A 24,397-nucleotide genomic window follows, 5' to 3' on the forward strand; every position below is an offset into this window, starting at 1 on the left:
AATTAATACAATCTACTAAAATTATCTTTAGTTTATTTTACATTAGTTATCTTTGCTAATAGTGATTAGCTTTATATTAATATAATTTTTAAACTTATAATTTTATTTAATCCAGATCATTTATGATAAGGTCCTTTCCTCATAATCCTAAACCTCCGATCCCCCTGCTCCAACAGCATCAGCTTATCCAACTAATGCGGAAACGTCATCTTAGATCTAGGCGTGAGCTATTTAGTATATAGGTCGATTAAATGAACTGGATTACTTAACAAGAAAGTTTTAAACTTACATCGGCGGAACATAAATATTCAAAAACACAGGCACCGTCATAATCCCGATATTGACCAAGAAGTGTGAGAATATTGCCCACCTCAAGCTCCTGGTTTTAAAATAAATGACCGACCACACAATCCCTAATAGTAATAAATTGATGAACACATGATAATGGCTATTTGCAATGGAAAATACGCCCCACATTAATGGGTGGCTCAGCATAAAAAATAATGTAGAATACCCTACGCTGATCCATTTAGGAAACCACTCTATGGCAGCATCTAATAAAAGACCTCGCCAATATAGCTCTTCAAACCAGGGGTTAATGAGCGCAAAGGCAACCCAAAGAACAATGATTAATGGCGAATCAAGTAAATGAACGTTCATGATTAAAATGGACATAGGGAACAAACCGAATATTAAAGCGAGACTGATTGATAGTTTTGAAGGTTTGGATTTCTTTAACCAGTCTTTTACCCGTTTGTTTCCTTTGAAAAAAGCGATACATAATGCAAGGGAAGTCCAGTAAACGAGCGCCAGTGGGATCCATGCCCATTCATTGATAAAACGAGAAAAAATAGTGGCTGTTACAAAGCCGATTAAAATGATAACCAGTGGCGATAAAAGAACGGCGATTCTCGTGTTTTTACTGATCTCTAACAGCATCCTGATCCTCCCCGGCTCTCATCAAAAATACACTTAGTATGATATTTGCATCAGGCATAGGACATTCATGCCACTGAATTTTGTTGATCGCTAACCCCTGAATAAATGCATAATAAGCGACAGCTAATTTCATCGGATCCTCTTGAATGATTTCACCTTCGGCTTGCCCTTCTATGATGATCGGAATCGTGGCTGCTACTGGCGAGTTGGCACTGTTGGTTAAAATCTCTCTTACTTCTTCCGGCACTGCATCTGATGTGCTTGCCTGGATCATGATGAGGAAAAGATAGATGCGATCTCCAGTGACAATCCCCTTTAAAATTGTTTCTGTCATCCACTTTAATTTTTCAATAGGTGTTCCTTTGAGTTGTTTCGCTTCGTTTACAACCTCTATAGAACTTTCAGAAGCTTTTTTGACTAAGGTGACAAAGATTTGTTCCTTAGATTTGAAATAGTGATACACAAGTCCATGACTTAACTGGGCTTCCTGCGCGATATCACTAATTTTAGCGGCCGCCATCCCTCTGCGGGCAAACACTTTGGCAGCAGCATTTAATATCTGCTCTCTTCTTGCATCTCTAATCTCAACATTCTTGTGTTCATCTCTCGGCATCTCTCTACCTCATTTTCGATTGAATAATCAGTCAATATAATCATAGAAAATATTTCTAATTTTTACAACCATTATTTTTGAGATCATAAAAAATAGGACATCCATTTGTGTGTGGAGGATGTCCTTTGATAAATCATTGTTTGAAAATTCATCTAAAGTATCTGGATCTGAGACTGTTGTTTAACTTCATTTTGTATCATATATAAAGTGAATGACTTTTAATAATGATGTTAATAGCAGCTTATACTGTACTCAAATACAGGTCTAGTGACGCCTCTACTTCTTTGGCAAGCAACTCAATAAAATCGTTATAATCCTCTGTTGTATGGGCTTTATCTAGTGCATTATAGTAATCCAACGGATTTTCTACCCGGATAATGATTGGGGAGTAACCCGATTTCATTAACTCCAGATTTAGTAACATCCTTGAAGTACGCCCGTTGCCATCAATAAAAGGATGAATGCCTACAAAGATGGCATGTAGCATTGCTCCTCTCACGATTGGATGTAAAGCTTGTGCATCGCGATCATACCAAGTCATTAAGTGATTCATTTGTTCCTGAATGTTAAATGGTGGAGGCGGTGTATGAACAGCTCCTGAAATAAAGACTTGCTCATTATGATAAACACCTGCAAATTCATCATCAATCCCTTTTAAATTTAGGCGATGCAATTTTTTGATTTGCCACTCCGACAAAGGCTCATCTTTACGAACAATGTCCTCAACATAAGTAATCGCACTTCTGTGATTGATCACTTCTAAATGCTCTCGCATCGTCTTACCACCGACCGTAATCCCTTCAAGGACTACTTTCATTTCTTTAATTGTTAATGTATTTCCTTCAATCGCATTGGAATGATACGTCCATTCTAAAAATAACTTTTCCCTCAAGCTTTGGACTGTGTATTTAGGTAATGGCCGCTTAGCATCAAGCTGTTGCTTTTTCAAATCAATTTGTCCTAACATCGTTTCATCGCCTTTAGTTAGAAGAGTTCTTACTAATGATCAAAATGTAAATTAGGCTGAAATAGCATCAGCACCTCAAATTATTCACTTATATCTATCATCGACGTTCCCATTAGGATCGAATCATCGTTTTGTTATTCGAATCAACTGCTCTTACTTATGATACGGCTCATTCCTCACAATCCTAAAACTCCGATAAACTTGCTCCAGCAACACCAGCTTTATCAACTGATGCGGGAATGTCATCTTTGAAAACGACAATGCATAGTTACTCCGCTGCTTCACTTCATCACTCAGGCCAAGTGAACCGCCGATGATGAAGGCGATTTTGCTTTTGCCGTAGGTGGCGAGCTGGTCGAGTTCTTTGGCGAGTTGCTCGGAGGTGAGCTGTTTGCCATCGATTTCAAGGGTGATGACGTGGGTGTCGGGTGCGATTTTGGCGAGGATGCGTTCGCCTTCTTTTTGTTTGACGATGGTCATGTCGGCTTCGCTCAGGTTTTCGGGTGCCTTTTCGTCCGGGACTTCGATTAAGTCGATGGTGGCATAGGCACTCAGGCGTTTCGTGTATTCGGCAATGCCCTGCTTCAGGTATTTTTCCTTCAGCTTGCCGACTGTGATAATACTGATTTTCATGGTGATCCCTCCGGCGCGATAAGTGGTTTAAGTGTATCATTTTTTGGTGGGGTTGCGGGTAGCTCATCACTTCTTAGGGGTGAGCTTTTTGAGTTTATAGTAACGAATCTTTCTGTAGTGGGTATGGCATCCGCTCCAGGCTGCTTTGGAGATGCTAAGGATTGTTTAACAAGACTCTTTTATCATCTAACCTTCATTTAGGAACCCGAATGATTCACCATATACCATCACGTGATTCATTTTACCGAAACCTTTTATCTGACTTTTCCGTAAACTTTTTATATGACATAGTGAGGTGGGTGGGGAATGTGGATAGGATTGAATTGATCAATCTGGTGCCGAAGTTTTTGGCTTTTTATGAAAGGGCTCGTGTTGAAGGTATGGATCGTGATGAGCGATGGGATTTATGGAAAGAACACTATCATTTTGCGGCGGTACCTCCAGGTGATGAAGGTGAAAAAATGGCGAGAAAGCTATTGGATGACGCCTGGGATCAATATACTGAGCAGGTCGATTACATAAGGAGTTGGCAGCCGGAGCAAAAATCGGTTGAAAACTATTTATCAAAAGTAAAATCTTTATTGGGGTGTACAGAATCAATTAATTTGGTTTTAGTTTATTTTGTTGGCGGATTTGAAAGGAATGCTTTTGTTGCACCTTATGACGAGGAGCGATTGGCCATGTGCATTCCCGTTGAATGTGGAGACTCTGATATTACGCTTTCTCACGAGTTAACGCATATCGTCCATTCAGCCACTGCCAATCTAACAGCAGGCTGGGAAAGAACGATCGCTTCAACCATTTTACGAGAAGGTTTGGCCACACAAGTCAGCAAACATTTGGTACCTGGTAAAGAAGATCAATGTTATATCGAACACAAAGAAGGATGGTTCGACTCCTGTCAATCAAGCAGAACAGACATCATAAAAGGAATCATGCCCTATTTAGATGACTCATCATCAGAATTAATCACCAGGTTCACATTTGGCACTGGAACCACAAACCACGAACGAGAAGTCTATTTTGTTGGTTGGGAACTTGTGAATCTTCTATTAGAAGAAGGCACCACATTAGAGGAAATCGCAGCGATAAAAGAAGATGATATGCCGGATTATATAAGAGACGTTTACCCCAGGTTGTTAAGCTGACGGGGTTTAATTGAATAAGCACGACATAAAGAAAGCTTGGGATCTAACCAAGCTTTTTTGTGTTTAGTAGGTTGGATCTGTTCTTTCACGGGGTTGGCAGCCGTTAAAAGAATGTTAAGAATTAATCAATAAAACTCTTTTATTACCTAACCACCATTTAGCGAACCGAATGATTCACCATATACGTCCCGGTGAACCCGAGCACGTTCCTCAAACAGATCTTTTTCATTCACCTGAAGGGTTGGCGTAGAATGTAATTTGTTTATGAAAATCGGAGAAAGGTGTTGTGAGAGATGAATAGTACGTCAACAAAAAAGCAGGAGATTTTGGATGCTTATCTGTTCAGACACGCCACAAAGGCTTTTGATCCGAGCAGGAAAATTTCAGATGAGGATTTTGATTTTATTTTAGAGGCGGGAAGACTTTCACCGAGCTCTGTCGGGTACGAGCCGTGGCGATTTCTGGTGGTTCAGGATATGGAGGTCAGGGAAAAGCTGCGGGAAGTCAGTTTTGGTGCGCAGGGTCAGTTCCCTACGGCCAGCCACGTTGTGATTCTTCTTGCGCGTAAAGGCGCACGGGCTGATTCGGATTATGTACAAAACCTGTTAAGGAATGAAAAGAAGGTTCCGGAGTCTGCGATCGAGAAGATCACGGAGGCTTACAGACAGTTCCAGGAGGTCGACCTGAACTTATACGAAAGCGACCGCGCACTCTTCGACTGGGCCAGCAAGCAGACCTACATTGCCCTTGGTAACATGTTAACGGCTGCCGCTCAAATCGGGATTGATTCATGTCCGATTGAAGGATTCAATATGGAAAAAGCAACAGAAATTCTTGTAAACGAAGGATTATTAGACCCGGAAGAATTCGGCATCTCCGTCATGGCCGCTTTCGGATTCCGCGACAAAGATCCCGAGAGCCCAAAACGCAGACTCAGTCAAAAAGAGGTTGTGCAGTGGGTTGAATGATGACTTTTAAGCTTGCGTGCAGAGATAACGCAGCACGCTGATAATCCCCGTCCTGATTTGATGTAGGACGGGGGTTTTAATATGGCTATTTTCTAATCTGTTTAAAGTTAGTTCTTGAATGATTCAGGGTGTACATTCCGGCGGATCCTTCTTGTTTCTTTTAAATCAATTTAATTTTTGTTTTAATCCTTCTCATTATTTTCTCCCAGTCACTCATACTTTCAATTGCTGAAACATTTAATACGTCTGATATTTTACGCTGTATAATCGGAAAGAAATCATTTAAAATAACCTGAAGTAAATTATCAGCATACTTATTGTTTTCTTCAAGTTTTCCTTCTACATAATCAAAGAAATTCACCTGTTCATTGTTGTAGTGTAATAGATTCCTTAATTTCTTTGTCTCTTTTTGTAGATTCTTTTTGTATATAAGTAACAGCTCATCTAAATCATTCAATGTTAAAGCAGAGTATTGTTGCGATGCTCTATCTTTAATGTCAATTAAATTTTCCATTGTTTGATAAAATCTAATAGAAGATAGTCTTAAAAGTAAATATTTATCTAGGCTAAATTCTTTTTTATCATGATTCAAATGTTTTTTTATCCAGAGACAACTTGAAATCTCATTTTGTATTATAAGTAATCTCATTAAGCAAACATTTGTAACTAAATCTTCTTTAAAAAGTCTTTTATGCCAAACATCTTTGCACTCATAATCTTCTTGCTGAATAGAAAGTGTTTTATTCGAAGGTAATAAAACGGGTTGATTAATAGAATCTATAATTACAGCCATATTATTTCCGATTTCTTTAGAGAAGTCTCTTATCCTCCCTTCAGTATCTTTCGAGTTAAAAAACGGTGTCTCATCATATACATAAGTAACATACAATGTGCTCCCAACAAGATTACCTCTGTCTAAATAAAATCCTAAGTTATCAATATCATCCCCAAATAAATTAAAATGAGTATCAAGTATTTTATTAAAAATGTCTCTATTACTCTTGCCTTGACTGGATTTTATTTTATGACGTATAGGTTCAATTTTTTTATAAATAGCTATTTCTTCTTTCAAAATCCCATCGCTTTTAAGTACATTTATGATCTCATATAACATTAAACAACTATCACGGAAAAGAGAATATACAGCTACACTATTAAAATTGTTATCATCATTAAACAAGAGCAATTTTTTTATACCATGCAAATCATGATTAATCGTTTTTAAATAACTCAATAAAATTCTCCTTAAATGAACTCATATTTTATTACAGTATATAACAAACAGAAAAAGCTCATCGCTATGCGTGAGCTTTGTTTACTTTGATCTTATTCAATCTGATGATCATTGAACAGCTGCGTCAAAAAGTCCGCGAAGCTTTTGGCAAGAGTCTGTTCCTCCTTCGCATCCGCATCATAATAGATAACAGATGGTTCGTCAGATGGCTGGATGTCGCGGTAATCAAGCGCAATGCCTGTCGAACCCTGTGTTGAGAGGATGACTATTCCTGTCGGCAGCCCCCATTCTTCTATCAGGTAATGACTCAGTAAAATGCCTACAGTGTTGCTTTTGCTGACCCCCATTAGATCGTCAATAACAAGAATGTCCGGTTCGTCATTCCAAAGGAAAGGATGCAGATTCTTCTCTAAATGTCCGCCATTTTGAAGGCGCATCGTTTCTTTATAGGCATCCGGCAGCGTAACGCCAAGTGTGCTTTCAGCGTGTGCGATCATGTCATCATTTAGCGGCTCCAGCTCAGAAGGGTCTTTGCCGGTTCGAAATAGGTTTGTCATAGGTTTGCTCCTTTAAGGGTTTGCGTAGAGTGATCATTCACCAATAACCATCTGTGTCATTTTTAAAGTTTGAAGCTCTTGTTGAACGAGATTGATCGAATTGATCGTCTCTTTTGATCGTTGCGTTAATTCATCAGGCAGATTTTGAAGATCTTCTTTAGATGTTTTGAAGTCTTCTTTTAAATCTTCTTTAATATCTGATCCGATCTCAGGATCCTCTTCATTTTCTTTCCAAAATTGAATCGTTTTGAGCGCATTTTTTCCTGTCTCCTCAATCGAGTTATACATAGATTTGATCTGTTCAATGGTCAATAAGACGTTTGATGAGACTTCAAAAACCTCATAAGCTTCTGGTGTAAGGGTTCTCAAATCTTCAATCTGATAGATCAAATTAGAGTCTAATTCTTCCTGGATCAGGAGCAATTGGTCTACACTCTTATCTTTTTCATATTCCGCATACAATAACTCCACTTTCTGATGGGAATAACTGATCTCTTTTTGAATTAAGGATAAGTCCTCTAGATGAATTAACATGCCATTTATATCCTCAAGCTGAACCTGGGCAAAAGATAATTCGCTACTCACTTTATCAACAACCGGAATTTTAACAAGAGAGTTGGCGTTAACAATGAAAGAAATAGCCGTGTCAAACTGATCCGTTGCCGCTGTTATAGGGGCCAAATTTTTATCCAGCCAGCTAATATTCTCGTTGATTAAAATGATGTCCTGATTATATTTTTCCAAATCACTCATTATTTTTGGTACTTCCGTTTCGATGACTTTGATCGAGTCCGTTCTGGCTTTCATCATGTCTTCTTTCAACAACTTCATCTCAGAAGCTTCACGATCACTGGCATTTATAACTACCCGGCTCGTGGCATATCCAACTGAGCCTGAAACGAGTATTGATATGATAATCGTGATAATAAATAAATATTTCGGAAATACTTGTTTGCCCGTCGATTTAGATCTCTTTTTCTCCTGATCCATTTGCAGCTCTCCCTAAATTTTATAACAACATGCACAACCACTTCATTCACTTTAATTTTCGAACAGATATTCAGCTAATCTTTACTATTTACTAGTTTCGATAGTGGTTTTTCAACATACAAAAAACCCCTGTCCCCAGAGGTTCTCACATCCCTATTACCCCCGCTCCTTCGCCTGCTGCGTATCGCGGATGTTTTTCTGAATCGTGATGGCTGCAAACAGGCTCAAAACAAATGCCATGCCGTAGAAGCCTTTTTCGCTCAGGATGATGCTGCCTGCGTTGTAGAGTCCGATGGCCATGAGGAGGATCGCGATGATGACGGCGAGCCAGCTGAGGCCGTAGTAGATGCCTGAGACCGGGATGTCTTCTTCTTTGTCACGGACGGCTTTTTGCAGGGATACAGCTGAGTAAAGGCCGAATACGAGTACGGCAAAGTAGTAGCCTTTTTCGTTCAGTTCCATGGCGGCGTTGAACAGGCCGATCAGGTACGCGGAGAGCCCGATCGCAAGTGCTGCCCAGCTTGCGCCTTTAAAGGCAGGGGTTGGTTCTCCGGGCTTTCGCTCCACCTTGATCCTCGGTTTTTTCTCGTCATCCTGCATGAATGAGCTTTCTTTTACTTCTGCCATGTGCCATTCTCCTCACTTTCGTTCATGTCGTGGTCTTTATATGACCTTATGCTCGATTGCTTCTATTGTTTACCATCATCTTATACTTGATCTATGAAGCTTGTAAACAACATTTAGAAGAGTGTGAAGGTTTTTCCATATGCACATAAAAAAAGCCGGAGTTTTTACGCTCTGGCTTCTTGTATATGATTATGCCACATGCACCGTAAAGTTAACATCTACGTTGCCGCGTGTTGCGTTTGAGTATGGGCAGACTTCGTGGGCTGCGTGGACAAGGTTCTGGGCTGTTTCTTCGTCTACGCCTTTTACGAGTACGTCCATGTCGACTGAGATGATGTAGCCTGCGTCACCTTTGTTCAGGGATACGTGGGCTGTGACTTCGGTGCCTGTGTGCTCGATTTTTTTCTGCATGGCAATGATGCTCATCGCTGAATCGAAGCATGCAGAGTAGCCTGCTGCGAACAGCTCTTCAGGGTTGGTTGCGTTTGGCTTGGCATCCGGTCTTGGTGTTGTCAGTTCAAGATCGAGTACGCCGCTTTCTGAACGTACCTTACCTTCACGTCCACCTTGTGCCGTTGCTGTTGCTGTAAATAGTTTTTTCATGATTGGTTCCTCCTTGAGATCATTTATGTTAGAATTATATTGTACACAATCTAATTTTACACAATGAAAAAGACTTTGCAACCAATATGACTCTTGGGAGGAGATTTTTTGAACCCATTACATTTATCGAATCAGCTGTGTTTTCCGTTTTACTCAATTTCCAAGGAGATTATCAAGCGCTACCAGCCTTATCTTGCCCCGCTCAACCTGACGTATCCGCAGTACCTCGTGATGCTCGTGCTGTGGGAGGCGGATCATGTGCCACTCAGTAAAATCGGGAAGCGGCTCCAGCTCGACTCCGGCACCCTTACGCCGGTTGTGAAAAAGCTCATCGTGAACGGCTATGTCGAAAAAAGTCGAAATCCGGATGATGAACGCCAGCTTGTGATTAAGCTCACTGAAAAGGGGCATGCGCTGCAGGAAGAAGCACTCGATGTACCGGCTAAGATCAATGATGTGTTAGGTTTGAGTGCAGAGGAATACGCGCACTATAAAGAAATGCTGGATGATTTGTCTGTGAAGTTAGGGCTTGTTGAGGAGAAGGAGACTTGTTGAAAGAGAGGGTTTTTTTAGAATCATTGATCATAGACAAAAGCCTGGGGCATTCCCAGGCTTTTGTACTTAATACGTCGTTCTTCGCCCATTATCAACCGGCTCAGGCATCGTTTGTGTAAATCACGTTATCTTCCCTGTCATAAATACTTAATTCTACCTGGGTGTGAATGGCCAGGTTGCTCTTATTTTTATCGTAAAACAACAGCAGGCCTTTTGAGCTGCCTACTTCTTTCGTTGTCGTTTTTCCATCACTGAATCTAACTTCCACCGTGTGGGCCTCGCTTAAAAGTTGTTCATCATGGATGATCACTTGAGCATGTGGACTTCCCGTACCCGTGATGCCGAGGTGAACTTTTTTATTCGTATTGCCGCTCCAGCTGGTGCGATTTTCGATGATTTCGTCTCCACTTTTTGATAAATAGTAAATACTCTGTTCAGACAACACAATCGTAGAACCTTGTAATTCTTCTATCGCCAATGGTTCAATCCCGTTTTCTTCTATAAACTGTTCCAGTTCTGTTGATGATAAAGGTATGTAGACAGGCTGGTCATCTGCACATCCTGCTGTGATTATAGTTAAAAAAACGATAAATAATATGAGTCTTTTCAATTAGTACACCCCCTCTTTTATTTTAACATAGTCTTCCATGAGGATTTTTGTTCAGATTTCACCGCCAAACCCCACTAACCCCCTCAAACCCATCTCTCACCATCTCCTCATGCTGTCTATTGAATAACTCAGGCAATTCCTCCTGTGAAAAGTACTTCAACTGCATTGTTTCGTTTCCGTCCACTTTTAATGAACCGTCTGTCTGCTTCCCTTTAAATAAATGAACAATGGTTTGGGCACGGTCTCCGTTTGGATAGGTGTCTTCGTATTTTGAGTAGATACCGATTAAATGGTCGATCTTCATTTTGAGACCTGTTTCTTCGAATATTTCTCTGATGGCGGCTTCGGCTGAGGATTCACCGAGCTCGATGGCACCGCCGGGCAGTCCCCATTTACCGCTGTCTCCACGTTTTTGGAGCAGGAGTTTTCCTTCTGAATTGAATAGGCACGCGCCTGCAAAATTGAGGATGATCGGTGCGGGTCCGGTTTTGCTTCGAATCCATGTGATGTAGTCCATGAGTGAGTTCCTTTTTTCATTTAGTGTAGCACGAAAAAGGAATTTTTTTCTTATTACTGGTATACTGTTAGACAATCTTGGGGATGGAAAGGGTGAGTCAGATGAAGAGTGGAAAGTGGATGATTTATGGGGCGAATGGCTATACAGGGGAGCTGATTGCGCGTCAGGCTGTGAAGGATGGGCTGACGCCTGTGCTTGCCGGACGGAATAAAGAAGCCGTTGAGAAGCTGGCAACTGAGCTTGGACTTGAGTCACGTGTATTTGCGCTTGATCATGCTGGCGTGGTAGCGGATTCGCTTGATGGGATGGAGCTAGTGCTGCATTGTGCGGGACCGTTTTTACTGACGAGTAAGCAGATGGTGGAGGGGTGCCTGACTGCTGGTGCTCATTATCTTGATATCACGGGTGAGATCGGCGTGTTTGAGATAATCCATTCGCCGAAGATGTCTGAGCGGGCGGCTGAAAAAGGGATCGTGCTGTGTCCTGGTGTCGGCTTTGACGTGATTCCGACTGACTGCACAGCGCATAAGCTGAAGGAACTCATGCCGGATGCGGTCGAGCTTGCGCTTGGCTTCCACTCTAAATCAGGGATGTCACCCGGCACAACGAAAACGATGATTCATGGCCTCTCTAAAGGGAGTGCTGAGCGTCGCGACGGAAAAATCGTGACGTTTCCAATGGGCTCTAAAAAGAGAATGATCGACTTTGGACGCGGGGCACGTTCAGCAACGGCGATTCCATGGGGAGATGTCTCAACGGCTTACCATACAACGAAAATCCCGACGATCTCGACCTGGATTCCGATGCCGGAGAAAAATATCCGCAACGCGCGTGTCATGTCTTTTTTCGGACCCGTACTTGGCACGAAGCCGGTTCAAAAGCAGCTGCTGAAATGGGTGGACAAAAAGGTGAGCGGACCCGATGAACAAACCCGCTCCACTTCGCCGTCTTTTGTGTGGGGCGAAGCAAAAGCTGCAGACGGCCGCACAAAAACCGTCCGTCTGCAGACTGCTAACGGATATGATCTCACTGTTTACGGCTCTCTTGAAATGGTACGCCGCATCCTCGGCCGCGACCTGCCAAGCGGCAGCTTTACGCCTGCCGGGTTGTTTGGTTCGGGGCTTGTGGAGGCGCTGCCTGGGTCGGGTGCGTTTGAGGTGGAGGAATAGTTTGAGGTGCCAGGCACCCGTCGAAGTTTGTCGAATACAATTTAAAAAGCCTTCTTTTGAGGGCTTTTTTATTTTGCTGAAAGATAGGTGCGCAAAATAGGCTGGAAAGTAGGTAAAATAAACAGAAAAGTGCGCATAATAAATCGGTAAGTCCTCATAATCAGTATCAAAGTCTATCAAATTTCCCCTGAAAGAAACATAATCCCAAAGAAAACCGGTCCTCATCTGGACCGGTTTTTTGCAAGTAATGGATGTTCCAGCGCATTTAATTCTTCTCTCAACTTCTCTTTATCAAGCGACTCGCCAATGAGTACCAAGTTCATCGGCAGCTTCATGATTTCGTCGGTGTAGATCGGGATGCCGTATGAGTATTGGATTTGTGTTGTTTTGCCTTGTTCGAACTGGACGAATCCTTTGATGCGGTGAATGGTGTCCGGAAGCTGGCGCAGCCATTCTTCGAAGCGTTCTTTTGAAATCGCGTTTGTAAATCCGTATGTATAAGACTGGATTTTCAGGCTGGTTGTGGTGACGGGAATATGATCGTCTTTTTGCCCGGTACGTTGTCCGATTTTATCAGGGCTCACTGCAGCGAATGAGACCTGATGGATCGTTGCATGACTGTTGATTTCCTTTATTTCTGCTACTGCCGTCGCCATGTCAAGCTCGCTCACACGGTCCATTTTATTGAGCACGATGTCATCTGCATGACGGATTTGTTCGGTGAGCAGTGTGCTGATTTGCGGGCTGAGACGGCTTTTGATGAGCCATTTTTCTGTATCGACCAGGCTGACGACAGCGCGCAGGTTGACGTAAGGCGCAATGAGCGGGTGCAGGCAGGCGTCTAATATATCAACCGGGTGTGCCGCGCCTGTGGCTTCGATATAGATGACGTCCGGCTGCTCCTGCGTAAACAGTGACAGCAATGTGAGCTCGAGCTCGTCCTTCATGGAGCAGCAAATACAGCCGTTTAACAGCTCCTTTAGCGGCGTGTCTTCCCCGACAGCGTGGGAGTCGACGGAGTACTGACCGATTTCGTTCATAATGACGGCTACTTTTCGTCCTGTCTGCTTTTCTTTTTCAAGAAATCGCTGTAGCAGCGTTGTTTTTCCGCTTCCTAAAAATCCGCTTAAAAGCAGGATTTCAGTGGGTTTCATCACGCTTCACCCTTTCCTGATCTAAAAAGATCCGACTGGCGGTGGCATCGGTTTGCCCGAGATATTTGCCCTCATACGGGTCAGCCGGCTGGTCCACTTCTGCGACAACGAGCTGACAGATTCTGCGGCCTGGCGTCAGCGTGATTGGCAGTCGGTTCGCATTAAATAGCTCCAGTGTGATCTGACCGTAAAATCCGGGATCGACCCAGCCGGCATTCTGAATGAAGAGCCCGAGTCGTCCGATCGAGCTTCTGCCTTCTACAAATGCTGTTAGATGAGACGGCAGACGCACGGATTCAACCGTGGTCGCGAGTAAAAAAGATTGAGGCGGAATGACAATCGTTCCGCCTTTTTCCACGCGTACGCTCCGGTAAGCTGCTTCCTCCTCCATCGACAGTGCGGTGCCTGCATGCTCATCAATCGTTAAAAAGTGCTCGCCAAGCCTCAGGTCAATAGAGGCCGGCTGAATTTGTTCTTCTGTATAGGGCGAGACGTCAAGCTCTCCGTTTGACAGTTTTTCACGAATCGATTTGCCTGATAAAATCATCGCTGACGCTCCTTGTCCACTTTTAAATGGGCGTAGGCATCGTGCAGGTGGATCGACTCCTGATTTTCACACGTAATTTCAAACGCACGTACCCATCCGGTTTCATACAGCTCAGAGGCGATCAGACGGATCAGATCCTCTACAAAACGCGGGTTCTCAAAAGCCTGTTCCGTGACAAACTTTTCATCCGGCCGTTTTAAAATCGGATACAGTGCTGCACTTGCGTTGGATTCGAGCACGTGAAGCAGGTCCTCTTTATATGATTTCGGCAGCTGCCCGCTATCAAACTGTAGATTCACCGTAACAACGCCGCGCTGATTATGTGCGCTGTACTCACTGATTTCCTTTGAACATGGACACAAAGTCGCAACCTTGGCCTTCATCGTGATGGATTCCGTACGTTTTCCGTCTGCCTGCCAGGAGGAAGCCAGGGTGACGTGTGTGTGATGCAGACCGGATACTTCCATCGCCGGGCTCTTTCGCTCGGTGTACCACGGGAATGTGACCTCAATATGCGCATTCTCCTGCTTCATGCGTCCGGCAATATCCCCTGTCAGCTCACGCAGCGTTTCGAATGTGAGTGGTTTTTGCGCTTCATAAAAAGCATGCAGCGCTTCCGGAAGACGGCTCATATTAATGCCTTTTTCAGAATCCGGCAGGCTTGTCGTCAGCTTAAAAATCCCTTCTGTCTGCTGGAATACTGGTGCACGCTCCGATTCAATGAAAACCGGGTAGCGGATATTCGAGATCCCCACCTGATCAATCGCAAAATAATAATCCTTCTTCTCATTCTGGAGATCTGCCATCTTTTCCTTATCCGTCGGCTTCGTCCCCTTTATCTTATCAACAGATCCAAACTGCTTATGACGTTCCTCTTTGGTTGGCAATGCTTTATTTAACATCGCATTCATCCTCTCAGACTTTTTAAATAAGAACAATTACGATTTACAGTCTATCTCATTCATGTGGATGATTCAAATCTGAGGTGCCAGTCACCTGTCGGATTTTGACCGAATGACGCGTCGAAGAGTGTCGACTTAATGGAAATAATTCTTATTTGAGAGGATACGTTTTGTTGAGGGAATTGGATCAGAAAGGGTCGGCAACGTATTGTGATTTCCCCTTGGATAGGGGGTGCTTTTACAATAGGGAAAACGGTTAAGGGAGCGATTTGGATGGAGGTTGCTGTGGTCTGGTTCCGGAAGGATTTGCGCACGGTGGATCACCGGCCTTTGAGGCGTGCGGTGGAGTGCGGGCTGCCGGTTGTGGGTGTGTATGTGTTTGATCCTGCGGATTATCAGAAGACGCGTTATGGATTTAAGAAGACGGAGCGGTTCAGGGCTGCTTTTATCATGGAGAGTGTGCGTGATTTGCGCCGTGAATTGAACGATTTGAATATCCCGCTTGTGGTGCGGTTCGGGGATCCGGGTGAGGTGTTTGATGCGCTGCAGGAGAAAATGCGGATTTCGAGGCTGTTTTTTCATGAGGAAATTGGCAGTGAGGAGCAGACAGCTGAGCGGGCGGTGCGACAGGTGCTGACGGCAAAGGTGACGATTGATCACGGTCATAATTTATATGATCCGGATGACTTGCCGTTTGAGCCATATGCCGTGCCGGATACGTTTTCCCAGTTTAGAAAAAGAATTGAGAAGGATGGTGCGTTATTGAGACCTCCTTTAAAGGCGCCGCAACCACTCGGTAAGAAGCTTAATGTTGAGGAGGGTGATCTTCCCTCCCTGCAGGAGCTCGGGCTTGAAGAACTTAAACAGCCACTTCGCTTCAGAGGTGGGATGACAGAGGGCTTGAAACGGCTTCAGCATTATTTGTTTGAGTCTGACCAGCTTCGCGTTTACAAAGAAACGCGCAACGGCATGCTTGAGGAGGATGATTCATCGAAGTTTTCACCGTGGCTTGCCCATGGCTGCCTGTCACCGCGGATGGTGATGGAGGAGGTGCAGTGCTATGAGGCAGAGCGTGTGAAAAATGACTCCACGTATTGGCTGTATTTTGAGCTGTTGTGGCGCGATTATTTTCATCTGGTGCACCGGCGCTACGGGGATGATCTGTTCCAGGCGTCCGGGCTGCGTGACCGGGTTCCGCCGTGGGAGCGTAATGATGAGCACGAAGCTGCCTGGATGGAGGGCCGCACCGGTTATCCGCTAGTCGATGCATCGATGCGGGAGCTTGCTGCGACAGGGTTTACGTCCAACCGGGCCCGTCAAAATGTGGCGAGCTTCTGGACGAAAAACCTCGGCCTCGACTGGCGCGTGGGGGCTTCCTGGTTTGAGTCGCTGCTCATTGATTATGATGTGGCGAGCAATTACGGTAACTGGCTGTACCAGGCGGGTGTCGGCAATGATGCGCTGCAATTTAGGGCGTTTAATGTCGTGAAGCAGGCGAAGGATTATGATCCGGATGGTGCGTTTTTGCATCACTGGCTGCCCGAGCTGTCACGCGTGAAGCCGCCGAAGCTGTTTGCGCCTTATGAAATGACTGATGAAGATCAGCAGAAAGCGGGGATTGTGATTGGGAAGGACTATCCGAAGCCGATCGTGCCACTGTTTGATTCAGTGGAAAAGCAGAAAGTGAAATTTTTAAAGGCAATGAAGTGATCAAATGCTCTTTCCCTTACGTTATACAGGGAGAGAGTATTTTTTGTTGACATTTATCGATTTCAATCTAAATTATTTGAATATTAACAAAATAAACTATTTATTTTACTTAGAATATGAGATACTTTAGTTAAAAACCTCAGATAGACCTATTTCACACAGGAGTGTGATACAAAATGAGAGAAATAATAATTTATATGGTCATCTATTTAATTCCGGCTGGTATTTTATTGTACATGGCCGCAGATATCTTCTGGCGTAACACCCGCCGGATTGAACACCGTTTATTAAGTGCGTATATTGCCTGTTACGCGATTTTATTTCTGTCGGAATTTATCCGTCAGCAGGTTGATATCTCCTATAGCCCCATCATCATCACCTACGTTTTTGGAAATGCCGGTTTGCTGATTTTATGCTTTTCCATGCACTTCATTTTTAAAGTAACACCGCTTCATCAAAAGATTCCTGCCCTGCTTTATCCATGGATTTTTTATCTTCCAGGTCTTCCTGTTCTTTTATCCATCGTATTTCAGACCAACTTTACAAACAGCGATACGTTTGAACAAAACGGAATGTTTATTTATCCCGAATTTAACAACGCTTATCTTGCCACGCTGACCATGGGAAATGTTTTTCACCTGCTGATTATCCTAATGTTGATTTCCGTTCAGAGAAAATTGAAGGTAGATGCTCAGAAGCGGATTTTGAAGCTGCTTTCGATCATTGCGAGCATTGTTCTTTTTTGGGATATCATCTTCGGCTATTTCGATTTCAGAGGCCTGATCCCACCTTATCCGTATATTTACGGCGGGATGATCTGGGCGCTTGCTCTCAGTATAGGGATGCGGAAGTTTGATTTTCTGGCTTCCTACCACAAGCGTTTTTCAACATTGTATACGCTGAATCCGGCTGCTATTATGCTCATTGACCGGAATTTTGAAGTGGAGAGTGCCAATCCTGCGGCGAAAAAACTGATGGGACTGCAGCGGATTAAAGCCACACCCTTTGCGGATTATCTCCCTGAAAAGCGGATGGATGATTCTCTGAAACGATTTGCGCAGGCGTTTGAATCCGGAACGCGTTTTACTGATTTTGAAACGAAAATCGTCAATGCTGACGGGAATGAAAAGTATGTGGTGATGGATGGCGATTTCATTTATATTGATCAGCGTGTGTATCTGATGCTGATTATCCGCGACGTTCATTCTTATAAGGAAGCTGAGCAGACGATCCGTTTTCTCGCCTATCACGATCCGCTTACGAAACTTTCTAACCGCCGTTCGTTTTATGAAATGGCAGCCACAGAGCTTGAATTAAAAGAAAATCGTGCATTTTTGATTCTTGATCTGGATGGTTTTAAAGGGGTTAATGATACGTACGGGCATCAGACAGGCGATGATTTCCTTATTCATGTAGGCCGGCTGTTCGAAAGTGTTGTGGGTGAAAAAGGGCTCGCAGCGCGGGTTGGCGGGGATGAGTTTTACGCGTTTTTGACTTATGTGGATGATGAGGATCTGCATCATCAGCTGCGATTGATGCGGCGTGTGTTTAATGAAGAGCCGCTTGAGCTTGGGGAGGTATTCCTTCCGATCCGTTTCAGCCTTGGTGTCAGCCGGTTCCCGGTAGATGCTCAGGATGTGGAAACGCTGATTCATAAAGCGGATCAGGCGATGTATTCCGTGAAAAATGCGGAAAAAAATGATTATGCGTTATGGGAGGAGCCTTCTAAACGAAGGGTTCGGACTGGAAAAGATTGATGTTGGCAGACTTCGCGGAGTGCGGAGTCTGTTTTTTGTTGGAGGCGCGGGCGGCGGTCGACAGCTTTTTGGTTGGTATCGACAGAATTGGGTTGTGTATCGACGTTTTGTTTCTGGCTTTCGACAGTAAGGCGGTGGCTAGTCACATTTTCAGCTGCTTCAGGGACACTAACGACATCCTTGCCCTTGCTAACACCAGAAACTTCACCGCTTTCAACAGATTCGCGAACCCGATCGACATTTCTAAAGCCGCTTACGCTTTCGATCGCCCCACCGACCCCATCAACGAAAAAGACCCGATCCACAAACCGGACCAGGTCTTCTCCATAACAAAACTATTCTACTGACACAGCCGCCAGTTCTTTGCGCAGACGCGACGGGGCGTCGGTAAAGAGTGAGTCCACGTCTGAAAGGGCGATGCCTTCAAGGTCTTCTGGCTCATTGACCGTATAAAGCCGGATCGGCAGACCTGATGCGGCTGCGCGGGCGGCTTCTGCAGTGCGCATGAAGTCCGGTCGGGCGTGAATGGCGTCAGCGCCGAGTCGACGGGCCATTTTGACCACACCGTCCACGTTATCCCAGACAAGAACCGCAATCGATACTGCGTGATCAAGCTCACGGATTCGGCGGAGCGTGTCAGGGTTGAAGGAAGACAGGATGACGCGCTCCTCCAGCCCGTGACGCTCTACCGCATCAAGGACAGCCTGCTCGATACCCGGATATGGCTCCACGTCGGTTTTCAGCTCAATGTTTAAGGTTAATTTTGTTTTGGCAATCCATTTTAAGACTTCCTCTAAAAGCGGGATGGTCTCTCCGGCGCAGGCTTCATTGTACCAGCTGCCGGCGTCGAGCTTTTTCAGCTCCATCACAGTGAGGTCCTTTACTGCACCTGTGCCGTTTGTGGTACGATCAACGGTTTCATCATGAATGACTACGGCTTCTCCGTCTTTTGAAAGCTGTACATCGATTTCAATGCCGTCTGCTTTTTCACGGACGGCCTGTCTGAAAGCGGCCATCGTATTTTCCGGACACATGGTGCTGGCGCCGCGGTGGGCGTAAAGGTTCGTCATGAAGGTTCCTCCCTGAGTTCAGTTTCCTGATTTCGCTGCGTCTACTTCAAGCGCGCGGTTTGTTTCTTCTACTGCCTGATCAAGTGCTTCCTGTGGATCTGCTCCCTGATAAAGGCTTTCCATTGCATTGACAACACGTTGTCTTGCTTCAGGGAAGACAGAGATCAGCGCGCCGCCTGTTGCTGCGTTCGCCTGTGTTTCTTTTAGCTGATCAACGGTTACCTTCAGCTGAGGATACTGCTCCCACTGGTCTTTTACAATTTGCTCTTCATAAGCTGCCGGGTTGATTGCAAAGTAGCCTGTGTCCACGTGCCATTGTGCCTGTGCTTCAGCAGATGATGCGTACTTCATGAATTCCCAAGCACCCTGCTTCTGTTCAGCCGGGATATCGTCAGCCATCCAAAGGGATGCACCACCGATAATAACCCCGTTACGCTCTGCATCTTCCGGTACTGGCAGGTAACCAACACCCACTTCAAATGGTGCGTTGTCGATCATCCCTTTTACACCTGCAGAAGAGTCAAGAATCATCGCTGTTGCACCTGACTGGAATGCTGCACGCATATCATCCCAGTTCTGGCCTGAGTTATAGTACGTACCTTCATCATACATCTCTTTGATCAGGTTGAATACGTTCAGTCCTTCTTCTCCGTTAAAAACAGCTTCTGTTGCCTGACCTGCACGTCCGTTTTCTTCATTGACGAACAGTCCGCCCTGAGCAGCGACCATTTCTTCAAAGAACCAGCCATAGTTCAGGATCGAGAAGCCTTTTTGTGTATCCGTCGTCAGTGCTTCTGCAGCCTCTTTTAGCTCGCTGTAAGTCATTGGTGCTTTCTCTGGATCAAGTCCTGCTGCTTCAAATGCGTCCTTGTTGTAAATGAGGACTGGTGTTGATGAGTTAAATGGCATTGAATATTGAACGCCGTCTACACTGTAATAGTTTGTGATATTTTCTTCCCAGATTGATGTATCAAAGCCTTCTTCATCAATAAAATCCTGAACCGGCTGGATATGACCGGAGTCGATCATGAATTTTGTACCCACTTCAAATACCTGCATCATCGCTGGAGATTCGTCTGTGCCGGCAACTGTGTTCAGCTTTGTCAGTGCTTCCTCGTACGTTCCCTGGAATACTGGCTCAACCTCATACTCATCCTGAGACGCGTTGAAATCATCCACAAGTGTGTTCAGCGCTGTTTCAAGCTCTCCGCTCATCGCGTGCCAGAATACAACCTCTGTTTTACCTTCTTCTGTAGTGGAAGCCGTTGCATCTGTTGTCTGTACTGATTCTTCTGTTTCACCAGAACATGCTGCCAAAAGAAGTGCCATTGCCGTTGAACCGATCCAAAGCTTTTTCATTGATTGTTTCCTCCTTATTTTAGCGCCCCTTGTGTGAGGCCTTCCTGAAGTCGTTTTTGTCCTGCAAATAAGAGAATTAACGTTGGTAAGATGACCATGACCACACCCGCCATGACAACGCCCCAGTCACTTGCAATTTCCTGGGTCTGCATCTGCTTCAGACCGATTTGAACGGTCCGGTTTGCTTCATTGTTCGTCACAAGAAGCGGCCATAAATACATATTCCATGCGGTTAAAAAGCTGTAAATCGCTAAGGTTGTGATCGTCGTTTTTGCAACTGGCAGTACGACGCCTGTGAAAAAGCGCAGCTTGCTGATTCCGGCGATCTGTGACGCTTCATACAGCTCCTTTGGAATCGTCTTGAACTGCTGTCTGAGTAAAAACGTCCCAAAGGCCATCGCAAAAAACGGAATCGTCAGCCCTGCGTAGCTGTTGAGCCAGCCAAGCGACTGTACGGTCTGGAAGTTTGGTACCATTGTTGCTTCCCACGGAATCATCATCGTGGAAATAAACAGATAGAAAATCCATTCGCGCCCTTTAAATTCAATAAATACAAACGCAAACGCGGCTAGACTGCATAACACGAGCTGTCCGACCATGATCAGCACCGAAACAACGAGACTGTTCCATAAATACGTCAGAAGCGGCACCCGCTCAAAAGCGGAAAAATAATTGGCGAGTGAAAAGCTTTCCGGCCATAAAGAGCCCTGCAGCACTTCCCCACCCTGCATAAAGCTTATTAAAAAGGCGTAAAGAATCGGGAACACCATCACAAGTCCGGAGACGGTGAGCGCCATATAAAGTAAAACCTTTTTTCCCATGCTCACTGATAGTGCACCTTCCTTTCACCGATTTTGAATTGAAGCACCGTGACAACCAGTACCGCCACAAACAACAGCACAGCCTGCGCACTTGCAGATCCTACGTTGTAGTTAATAAAAGCGTCTTTGTAAATGGAATACACAATGACATTCGTAGATTCCATCGGACCGCCTTTTGTTAACAGATCAATCTGTCCAAACGTCTGAAATGCGTTGATCAGCGATACGGTCGTGACGAAAAATAGCGTTGGTGACAGCATCGGCAACGTAATTTTACGAAGCTTGTAAGACTCGCTTACCCCCGCAATCCGTGCGCTTTCATATAAGGACTGATCAATATTCTGCAGCCCGCCAAGAAGGATGAGAAACGCAAAGCCCGTATTCATCCAGATCGTCGCCACAGAAACTGACAGCAATGCGTACTGCGGATCAAGCAGCCACTGCACACCCGGAATATTCAGCGCCGCCAAAATCCGGTTAAACAAACCGATCGACGGGTTAAATAAAAACATCCAGATCACAGAAGACGCCGCCACACTCATCCCCATCGTCGCTGAAAACATCGTGCGGAACAGCCCGATCCCGCGCAGCTTCTGATTCGCTAAAATCGCAAGCCCCGTTGCCAGCACAATCCCGGCAGGCACCGTATACAAAACAAACAGCGCCGTCGCCTTCGCACTCAGCTGAAAACTCGTCGACTGAAACAAATTAATAAAATTCTCCCAGCCCACAAACACCACCGGAATCCCTTGCGAATCCGTTAAAAACAAACTCAAATACACCGTGCGAACCATCGGATAAAACAGAAACACACCAAACAAAATCAGCGATGGCAGCAAAAACATCATGCCAGTCATCCAGTTGGACCAGGCGCGCTTACGTTCGAGGTGCCTGTCACCTGTCGATCCAATTGTCGTTTCCTGTCGAATTACAGTCATGATGACACCTTCTTTTCAGCTGACTGTTCAGATGCCTGACAGTAGATGCGCTCTCCTGTTTCGGTTGAGAAGAGAGCCAGGTGATGATCATCGACTGCGATGCGGATTTGTGCACCCGGCTGAATATTGCTTTGGCCGTTCCATTTTGCGATCCACTGCGTGTCTTCGCCGAAGTCGAATGTTACAAGCGTTTCGGTGCCAAGCACTTCTACGTTTGCAACCTGGACGAGGAAGCCGGGCTCGCTGTCTTTGGCGAGTGAAATGTGCTCCGGACGTACGCCAAGCGTCACTTTATCCGTCTGCAGTTTCGCTTTCATCTCAGCTGTGATTGGCGTCATCCAGTGTCCATCTGCGACTAACACGGAGTCGGAAATTTCCGCTTCGATTAAGTTCATTGGCGGCGATCCGATAAAGGATGCGACAAAGGTGTTCGCCGGATTGTTGTACACATCCAGCGGACGGCCGATCTGCTGCACGTCCCCGCCTGATAAAATCATCATCCGGTCCGCCATCGTCATCGCTTCTGTCTGGTCATGCGTGACATAAATCATCGTGATGCCGAGCTTTCTTTGAAGCTGGCGGATTTCTGAGCGCATTTTTGCCCTTAATTTCGCATCAAGGTTTGATAGCGGCTCATCCATGAGGCAAAGTGGCGCCTGCGTGACAACCGCTCGCGCTAACGCCACACGCTGGCGTTGACCGCCTGAGAGCTCTTTTGGCTTCCGCTTCATGTAATCGGTGAGTCCAAGCATCGTGCAAACCTCTTCACAGCGCGCTTTTTGCTCTTTTTTAGAGATTTTTTTCACGTGAAGTCCGAATGTGATATTCTGCTCCACTGTTAAATGCGGATAGAGGGCGTAATTCTGAAACACCATCGACAGGTCGCGCTCACTTGGCGAAAGGGCATTAGCGCGCTTGCCATCTAAAGCAAGCTCTCCTGATGTAATGGATTCAAGCCCTGCGATCATCCGCAGCATCGTACTTTTACCACAGCCCGATGGCCCGACAAGAACGAAGAATTCGCCCGGCTCAATCGTGACATCAATCGCTTTTAACACGTCATGCTTTCCGTCATAGGATTTTGTTAATCCTTTCAGCTCAACCTTTCTCATCGAACCACCTCCGTCAACGGCTTCCACAAGTGCGTGCGGCCGGTTGATACAGCCGTCGCGCCTCTTTCCACCGCTCTGATCATCTGCTTTCGGTTTTGAATCAGTCCGCCTGTAATAATCGGAATATCCGTTTTCTTCTTCACGTGCTCAATCATGTGCGGCACCACACCCGGCATCAGTTCAAGAAAATCCGGGCGGATATTCTCCGCACTCTCAAGCCCATATTTCAAGGCATCTGAATCAATCAAAAACAGACGCTGAATCGCAATTAATCCTTCTTTTTGTGCTGCTGCGACGAGAGAGGACTTCGTGGTCACAATCCCCGTCGGCTTCACATGCCGCGCAATAAATTTCAAGCCTTCGCGGTCGTAGCTGATGCCCGGAATTTTCTCAATATGTAAAAACACATCCCGGTCATGCTCCTTTAAAAAATCAACATACCGTTTAATCACTGTGACATTTCCTAACAGTAAAAAGGCTGACTTAATATCCGTTTCGATAAAGGCTTCAAGCTGCTTCGGTTCCTTGATCGATGCGATCACCTGAGATTCTTTCACTCTTTCTAAAAACATACTTGCCCACTCCTTTTCCCCGGCATTTGAGCATAAAAAAATCCATAAAAACATAAAGAGGCCGATGTCGTCTGTCTCTCGTTTTTATGGTTCTCCTAAGTCATACCGGACTGCTATTCACTTGTCGTTCACACCACTTACTTTAAACGAGGAATATTAAGAGAATATGAAGAAGCTGTATGAGATTTGAAAATGTTGTGTTAAGGGAGTAGGCGGCCGGCGTGGATTTGACCACTCTTCGTGCGGATTTGACTACTCTTTTGGTTATTTGACTACTTTTTATGGGGATTAGACCACTTTTTGAGGTTATTTAACCACTCTTCTC

The 24,397-nt window shown here is 45.0% G+C and carries 27 protein-coding genes; 7 read left to right on the forward strand and 20 right to left on the reverse strand.

Translation table 11 applies throughout. The features are described from left to right. Positions 1–285 precede the first annotated feature (285 nt). The 4 genes from H7968_RS04280 to rlmH all read right to left on the reverse strand — a co-directional run bounded on the left by H7968_RS04280 (position 286) and on the right by rlmH (position 3,152). Positions 286–939, reverse strand: coding sequence for a CPBP family intramembrane glutamic endopeptidase (locus H7968_RS04280; protein WP_227394990.1), 654 nt, complete (start codon positions 937–939; stop codon positions 286–288). Continuing rightward, positions 920–1,552, reverse strand: coding sequence for a TetR/AcrR family transcriptional regulator (locus H7968_RS04285; RefSeq protein ID WP_227394991.1), 633 nt, complete (start codon positions 1,550–1,552; stop codon positions 920–922). The genes H7968_RS04280 and H7968_RS04285 overlap by 20 nt, the downstream gene beginning before the upstream one ends. A 241-nt stretch (positions 1,553–1,793) precedes the next feature. Continuing rightward, a complete protein-coding gene (locus H7968_RS04290; RefSeq protein ID WP_227394992.1) occupies positions 1,794–2,519 on the reverse strand; it encodes a Fic family protein in 726 nt (241 codons plus the stop codon). A gap of 153 nt (positions 2,520–2,672) precedes the next feature. Then, complete coding sequence (gene rlmH, locus H7968_RS04295; RefSeq protein WP_227394993.1) at positions 2,673–3,152, reverse strand: 23S rRNA (pseudouridine(1915)-N(3))-methyltransferase RlmH; 480 nt, start codon at positions 3,150–3,152, stop codon at positions 2,673–2,675. Positions 3,153–3,460: 308 nt separating this feature from the next. On the opposite strand from rlmH, the gene H7968_RS04300 reads away from it, so the two are divergent. After that, complete coding sequence (locus H7968_RS04300; RefSeq protein ID WP_227394994.1) at positions 3,461–4,300, forward strand: hypothetical protein; 840 nt, start codon at positions 3,461–3,463, stop codon at positions 4,298–4,300. 293 nt (positions 4,301–4,593) lie between these two features. After that, positions 4,594–5,268 carry an NAD(P)H-dependent oxidoreductase gene (locus H7968_RS04305; protein WP_227394995.1) on the forward strand — a complete coding sequence of 225 codons (675 nt, stop codon included), beginning with the start codon at positions 4,594–4,596 and terminating at the stop codon, positions 5,266–5,268. A 160-nt stretch (positions 5,269–5,428) separates the two neighbouring features. Here H7968_RS04305 and H7968_RS04310 read toward each other — a convergent pair whose 3' ends face one another. From H7968_RS04310 to H7968_RS04330, 5 genes are all read right to left on the reverse strand, one after another. After that, positions 5,429–6,502: a hypothetical protein gene (locus H7968_RS04310; RefSeq protein WP_227394996.1), complete on the reverse strand. Its 1,074-nt coding sequence runs from the start codon at positions 6,500–6,502 to the stop codon at positions 5,429–5,431. 92 nt (positions 6,503–6,594) lie between these two features. After that, entirely contained in the window at positions 6,595–7,059 is a 465-nt protein-coding gene (locus H7968_RS04315; RefSeq protein WP_227394997.1) for an SMI1/KNR4 family protein, read from the reverse strand. Positions 7,060–7,092: 33 nt separating this feature from the next. Next, positions 7,093–8,049, reverse strand: coding sequence for a hypothetical protein (locus H7968_RS04320; protein ID WP_227394998.1), 957 nt, complete (start codon positions 8,047–8,049; stop codon positions 7,093–7,095). Positions 8,050–8,205: 156 nt separating this feature from the next. Continuing rightward, on the reverse strand, positions 8,206–8,676 hold the full coding sequence (gene yiaA, locus H7968_RS04325; protein WP_227394999.1) for an inner membrane protein YiaA: 471 nt from the start codon (positions 8,674–8,676) through the stop codon (positions 8,206–8,208). 189 nt (positions 8,677–8,865) lie between these two features. Beyond that, positions 8,866–9,279 (reverse strand): organic hydroperoxide resistance protein, encoded by a 414-nt coding sequence (locus H7968_RS04330; protein WP_134375673.1) that lies wholly within the window; start codon positions 9,277–9,279, stop codon positions 8,866–8,868. Positions 9,280–9,387: 108 nt separating this feature from the next. Here H7968_RS04330 and H7968_RS04335 point away from each other — a divergent pair, with 108 nt between their 5' ends. Further along, positions 9,388–9,834 (forward strand): MarR family winged helix-turn-helix transcriptional regulator, encoded by a 447-nt coding sequence (locus H7968_RS04335; RefSeq protein ID WP_227395000.1) that lies wholly within the window; start codon positions 9,388–9,390, stop codon positions 9,832–9,834. A 100-nt stretch (positions 9,835–9,934) separates the two neighbouring features. On the opposite strand, the gene H7968_RS04340 is transcribed toward H7968_RS04335, so the two are convergent. Both H7968_RS04340 and H7968_RS04345 read right to left on the reverse strand, forming a co-directional pair. Continuing rightward, positions 9,935–10,444, reverse strand: a complete 510-nt coding sequence (locus H7968_RS04340; protein WP_227395001.1) for a hypothetical protein — start codon at positions 10,442–10,444, stop codon at positions 9,935–9,937. Between the two features lie 58 nt (positions 10,445–10,502). Then, positions 10,503–10,961 (reverse strand): NUDIX hydrolase, encoded by a 459-nt coding sequence (locus H7968_RS04345; protein WP_227395002.1) that lies wholly within the window; start codon positions 10,959–10,961, stop codon positions 10,503–10,505. Between the two features lie 101 nt (positions 10,962–11,062). Between H7968_RS04345 and H7968_RS04350 the strand changes: the two genes are divergently transcribed. Beyond that, positions 11,063–12,130, forward strand: a complete 1,068-nt coding sequence (locus H7968_RS04350) for a saccharopine dehydrogenase family protein (protein WP_227395003.1) — start codon at positions 11,063–11,065, stop codon at positions 12,128–12,130. Between the two features lie 221 nt (positions 12,131–12,351). Here H7968_RS04350 and H7968_RS04355 read toward each other — a convergent pair whose 3' ends face one another. Genes H7968_RS04355 through folE2 form a run of 3 tightly spaced genes read right to left on the reverse strand, consistent with a single transcriptional unit; the run spans position 12,352 to position 14,733 of the window. Next, positions 12,352–13,284, reverse strand: coding sequence for a CobW family GTP-binding protein (locus H7968_RS04355; protein ID WP_227395004.1), 933 nt, complete (start codon positions 13,282–13,284; stop codon positions 12,352–12,354). Next, positions 13,271–13,831 carry a dCTP deaminase gene (gene dcd, locus H7968_RS04360; RefSeq protein ID WP_227395005.1) on the reverse strand — a complete coding sequence of 187 codons (561 nt, stop codon included), beginning with the start codon at positions 13,829–13,831 and terminating at the stop codon, positions 13,271–13,273. Before dcd ends, H7968_RS04355 begins: the two co-directional genes overlap by 14 nt. Beyond that, a complete protein-coding gene (gene folE2, locus H7968_RS04365; protein WP_406566347.1) occupies positions 13,828–14,733 on the reverse strand; it encodes a GTP cyclohydrolase FolE2 in 906 nt (301 codons plus the stop codon). Before folE2 ends, dcd begins: the two co-directional genes overlap by 4 nt. Before the next feature lie 273 nt (positions 14,734–15,006). Between folE2 and H7968_RS04370 the strand changes: the two genes are divergently transcribed. The 3 genes from H7968_RS04370 (at position 15,007) to H7968_RS04380 (ending at position 18,547) form a co-directional block, all read left to right on the forward strand. Continuing rightward, positions 15,007–16,443, forward strand: coding sequence for a DASH family cryptochrome (locus tag H7968_RS04370; protein WP_227395007.1), 1,437 nt, complete (start codon positions 15,007–15,009; stop codon positions 16,441–16,443). 176 nt (positions 16,444–16,619) lie between these two features. Then, positions 16,620–18,200 carry a sensor domain-containing diguanylate cyclase gene (locus tag H7968_RS04375; RefSeq protein ID WP_227395008.1) on the forward strand — a complete coding sequence of 527 codons (1,581 nt, stop codon included), beginning with the start codon at positions 16,620–16,622 and terminating at the stop codon, positions 18,198–18,200. After that, entirely contained in the window at positions 18,200–18,547 is a 348-nt protein-coding gene (locus H7968_RS04380; RefSeq protein ID WP_227395009.1) for a hypothetical protein, read from the forward strand. The genes H7968_RS04375 and H7968_RS04380 overlap by 1 nt, the downstream gene beginning before the upstream one ends. Here H7968_RS04380 and H7968_RS04385 read toward each other — a convergent pair. Genes H7968_RS04385 through H7968_RS04410 form a run of 6 tightly spaced genes read right to left on the reverse strand, consistent with a single transcriptional unit; the run spans position 18,536 to position 24,072 of the window. Next, positions 18,536–19,270, reverse strand: a complete 735-nt coding sequence (locus H7968_RS04385) for a glycerophosphodiester phosphodiesterase (protein WP_227395010.1) — start codon at positions 19,268–19,270, stop codon at positions 18,536–18,538. The genes H7968_RS04380 and H7968_RS04385 overlap by 12 nt on opposite strands. 18 nt (positions 19,271–19,288) lie before the next feature. Next, on the reverse strand, positions 19,289–20,629 hold the full coding sequence (locus H7968_RS04390; protein ID WP_227395011.1) for an ABC transporter substrate-binding protein: 1,341 nt from the start codon (positions 20,627–20,629) through the stop codon (positions 19,289–19,291). Positions 20,630–20,643: 14 nt separating this feature from the next. Continuing rightward, positions 20,644–21,450 (reverse strand): carbohydrate ABC transporter permease, encoded by an 807-nt coding sequence (locus tag H7968_RS04395; RefSeq protein WP_227395091.1) that lies wholly within the window; start codon positions 21,448–21,450, stop codon positions 20,644–20,646. A gap of 2 nt (positions 21,451–21,452) precedes the next feature. Further along, the gene (locus H7968_RS04400; protein WP_406566361.1) at positions 21,453–22,379 is read right to left on the reverse strand and encodes a carbohydrate ABC transporter permease; all 927 of its coding nucleotides are present in this window, start codon (positions 22,377–22,379) and stop codon (positions 21,453–21,455) included. Between the two features lie 5 nt (positions 22,380–22,384). Further along, entirely contained in the window at positions 22,385–23,500 is a 1,116-nt protein-coding gene (locus H7968_RS04405; protein WP_227395012.1) for an ABC transporter ATP-binding protein, read from the reverse strand. After that, positions 23,497–24,072, reverse strand: a complete 576-nt coding sequence (locus H7968_RS04410) for a glycerol-3-phosphate responsive antiterminator (RefSeq protein WP_227395013.1) — start codon at positions 24,070–24,072, stop codon at positions 23,497–23,499. Before H7968_RS04410 ends, H7968_RS04405 begins: the two co-directional genes overlap by 4 nt. Positions 24,073–24,397: the final 325 nt, after the last annotated feature.

The organism is Jeotgalibacillus aurantiacus (genome assembly GCF_020595125.1).
GTDB lineage: Bacteria > Bacillota > Bacilli > Bacillales > Jeotgalibacillaceae > Jeotgalibacillus > Jeotgalibacillus aurantiacus.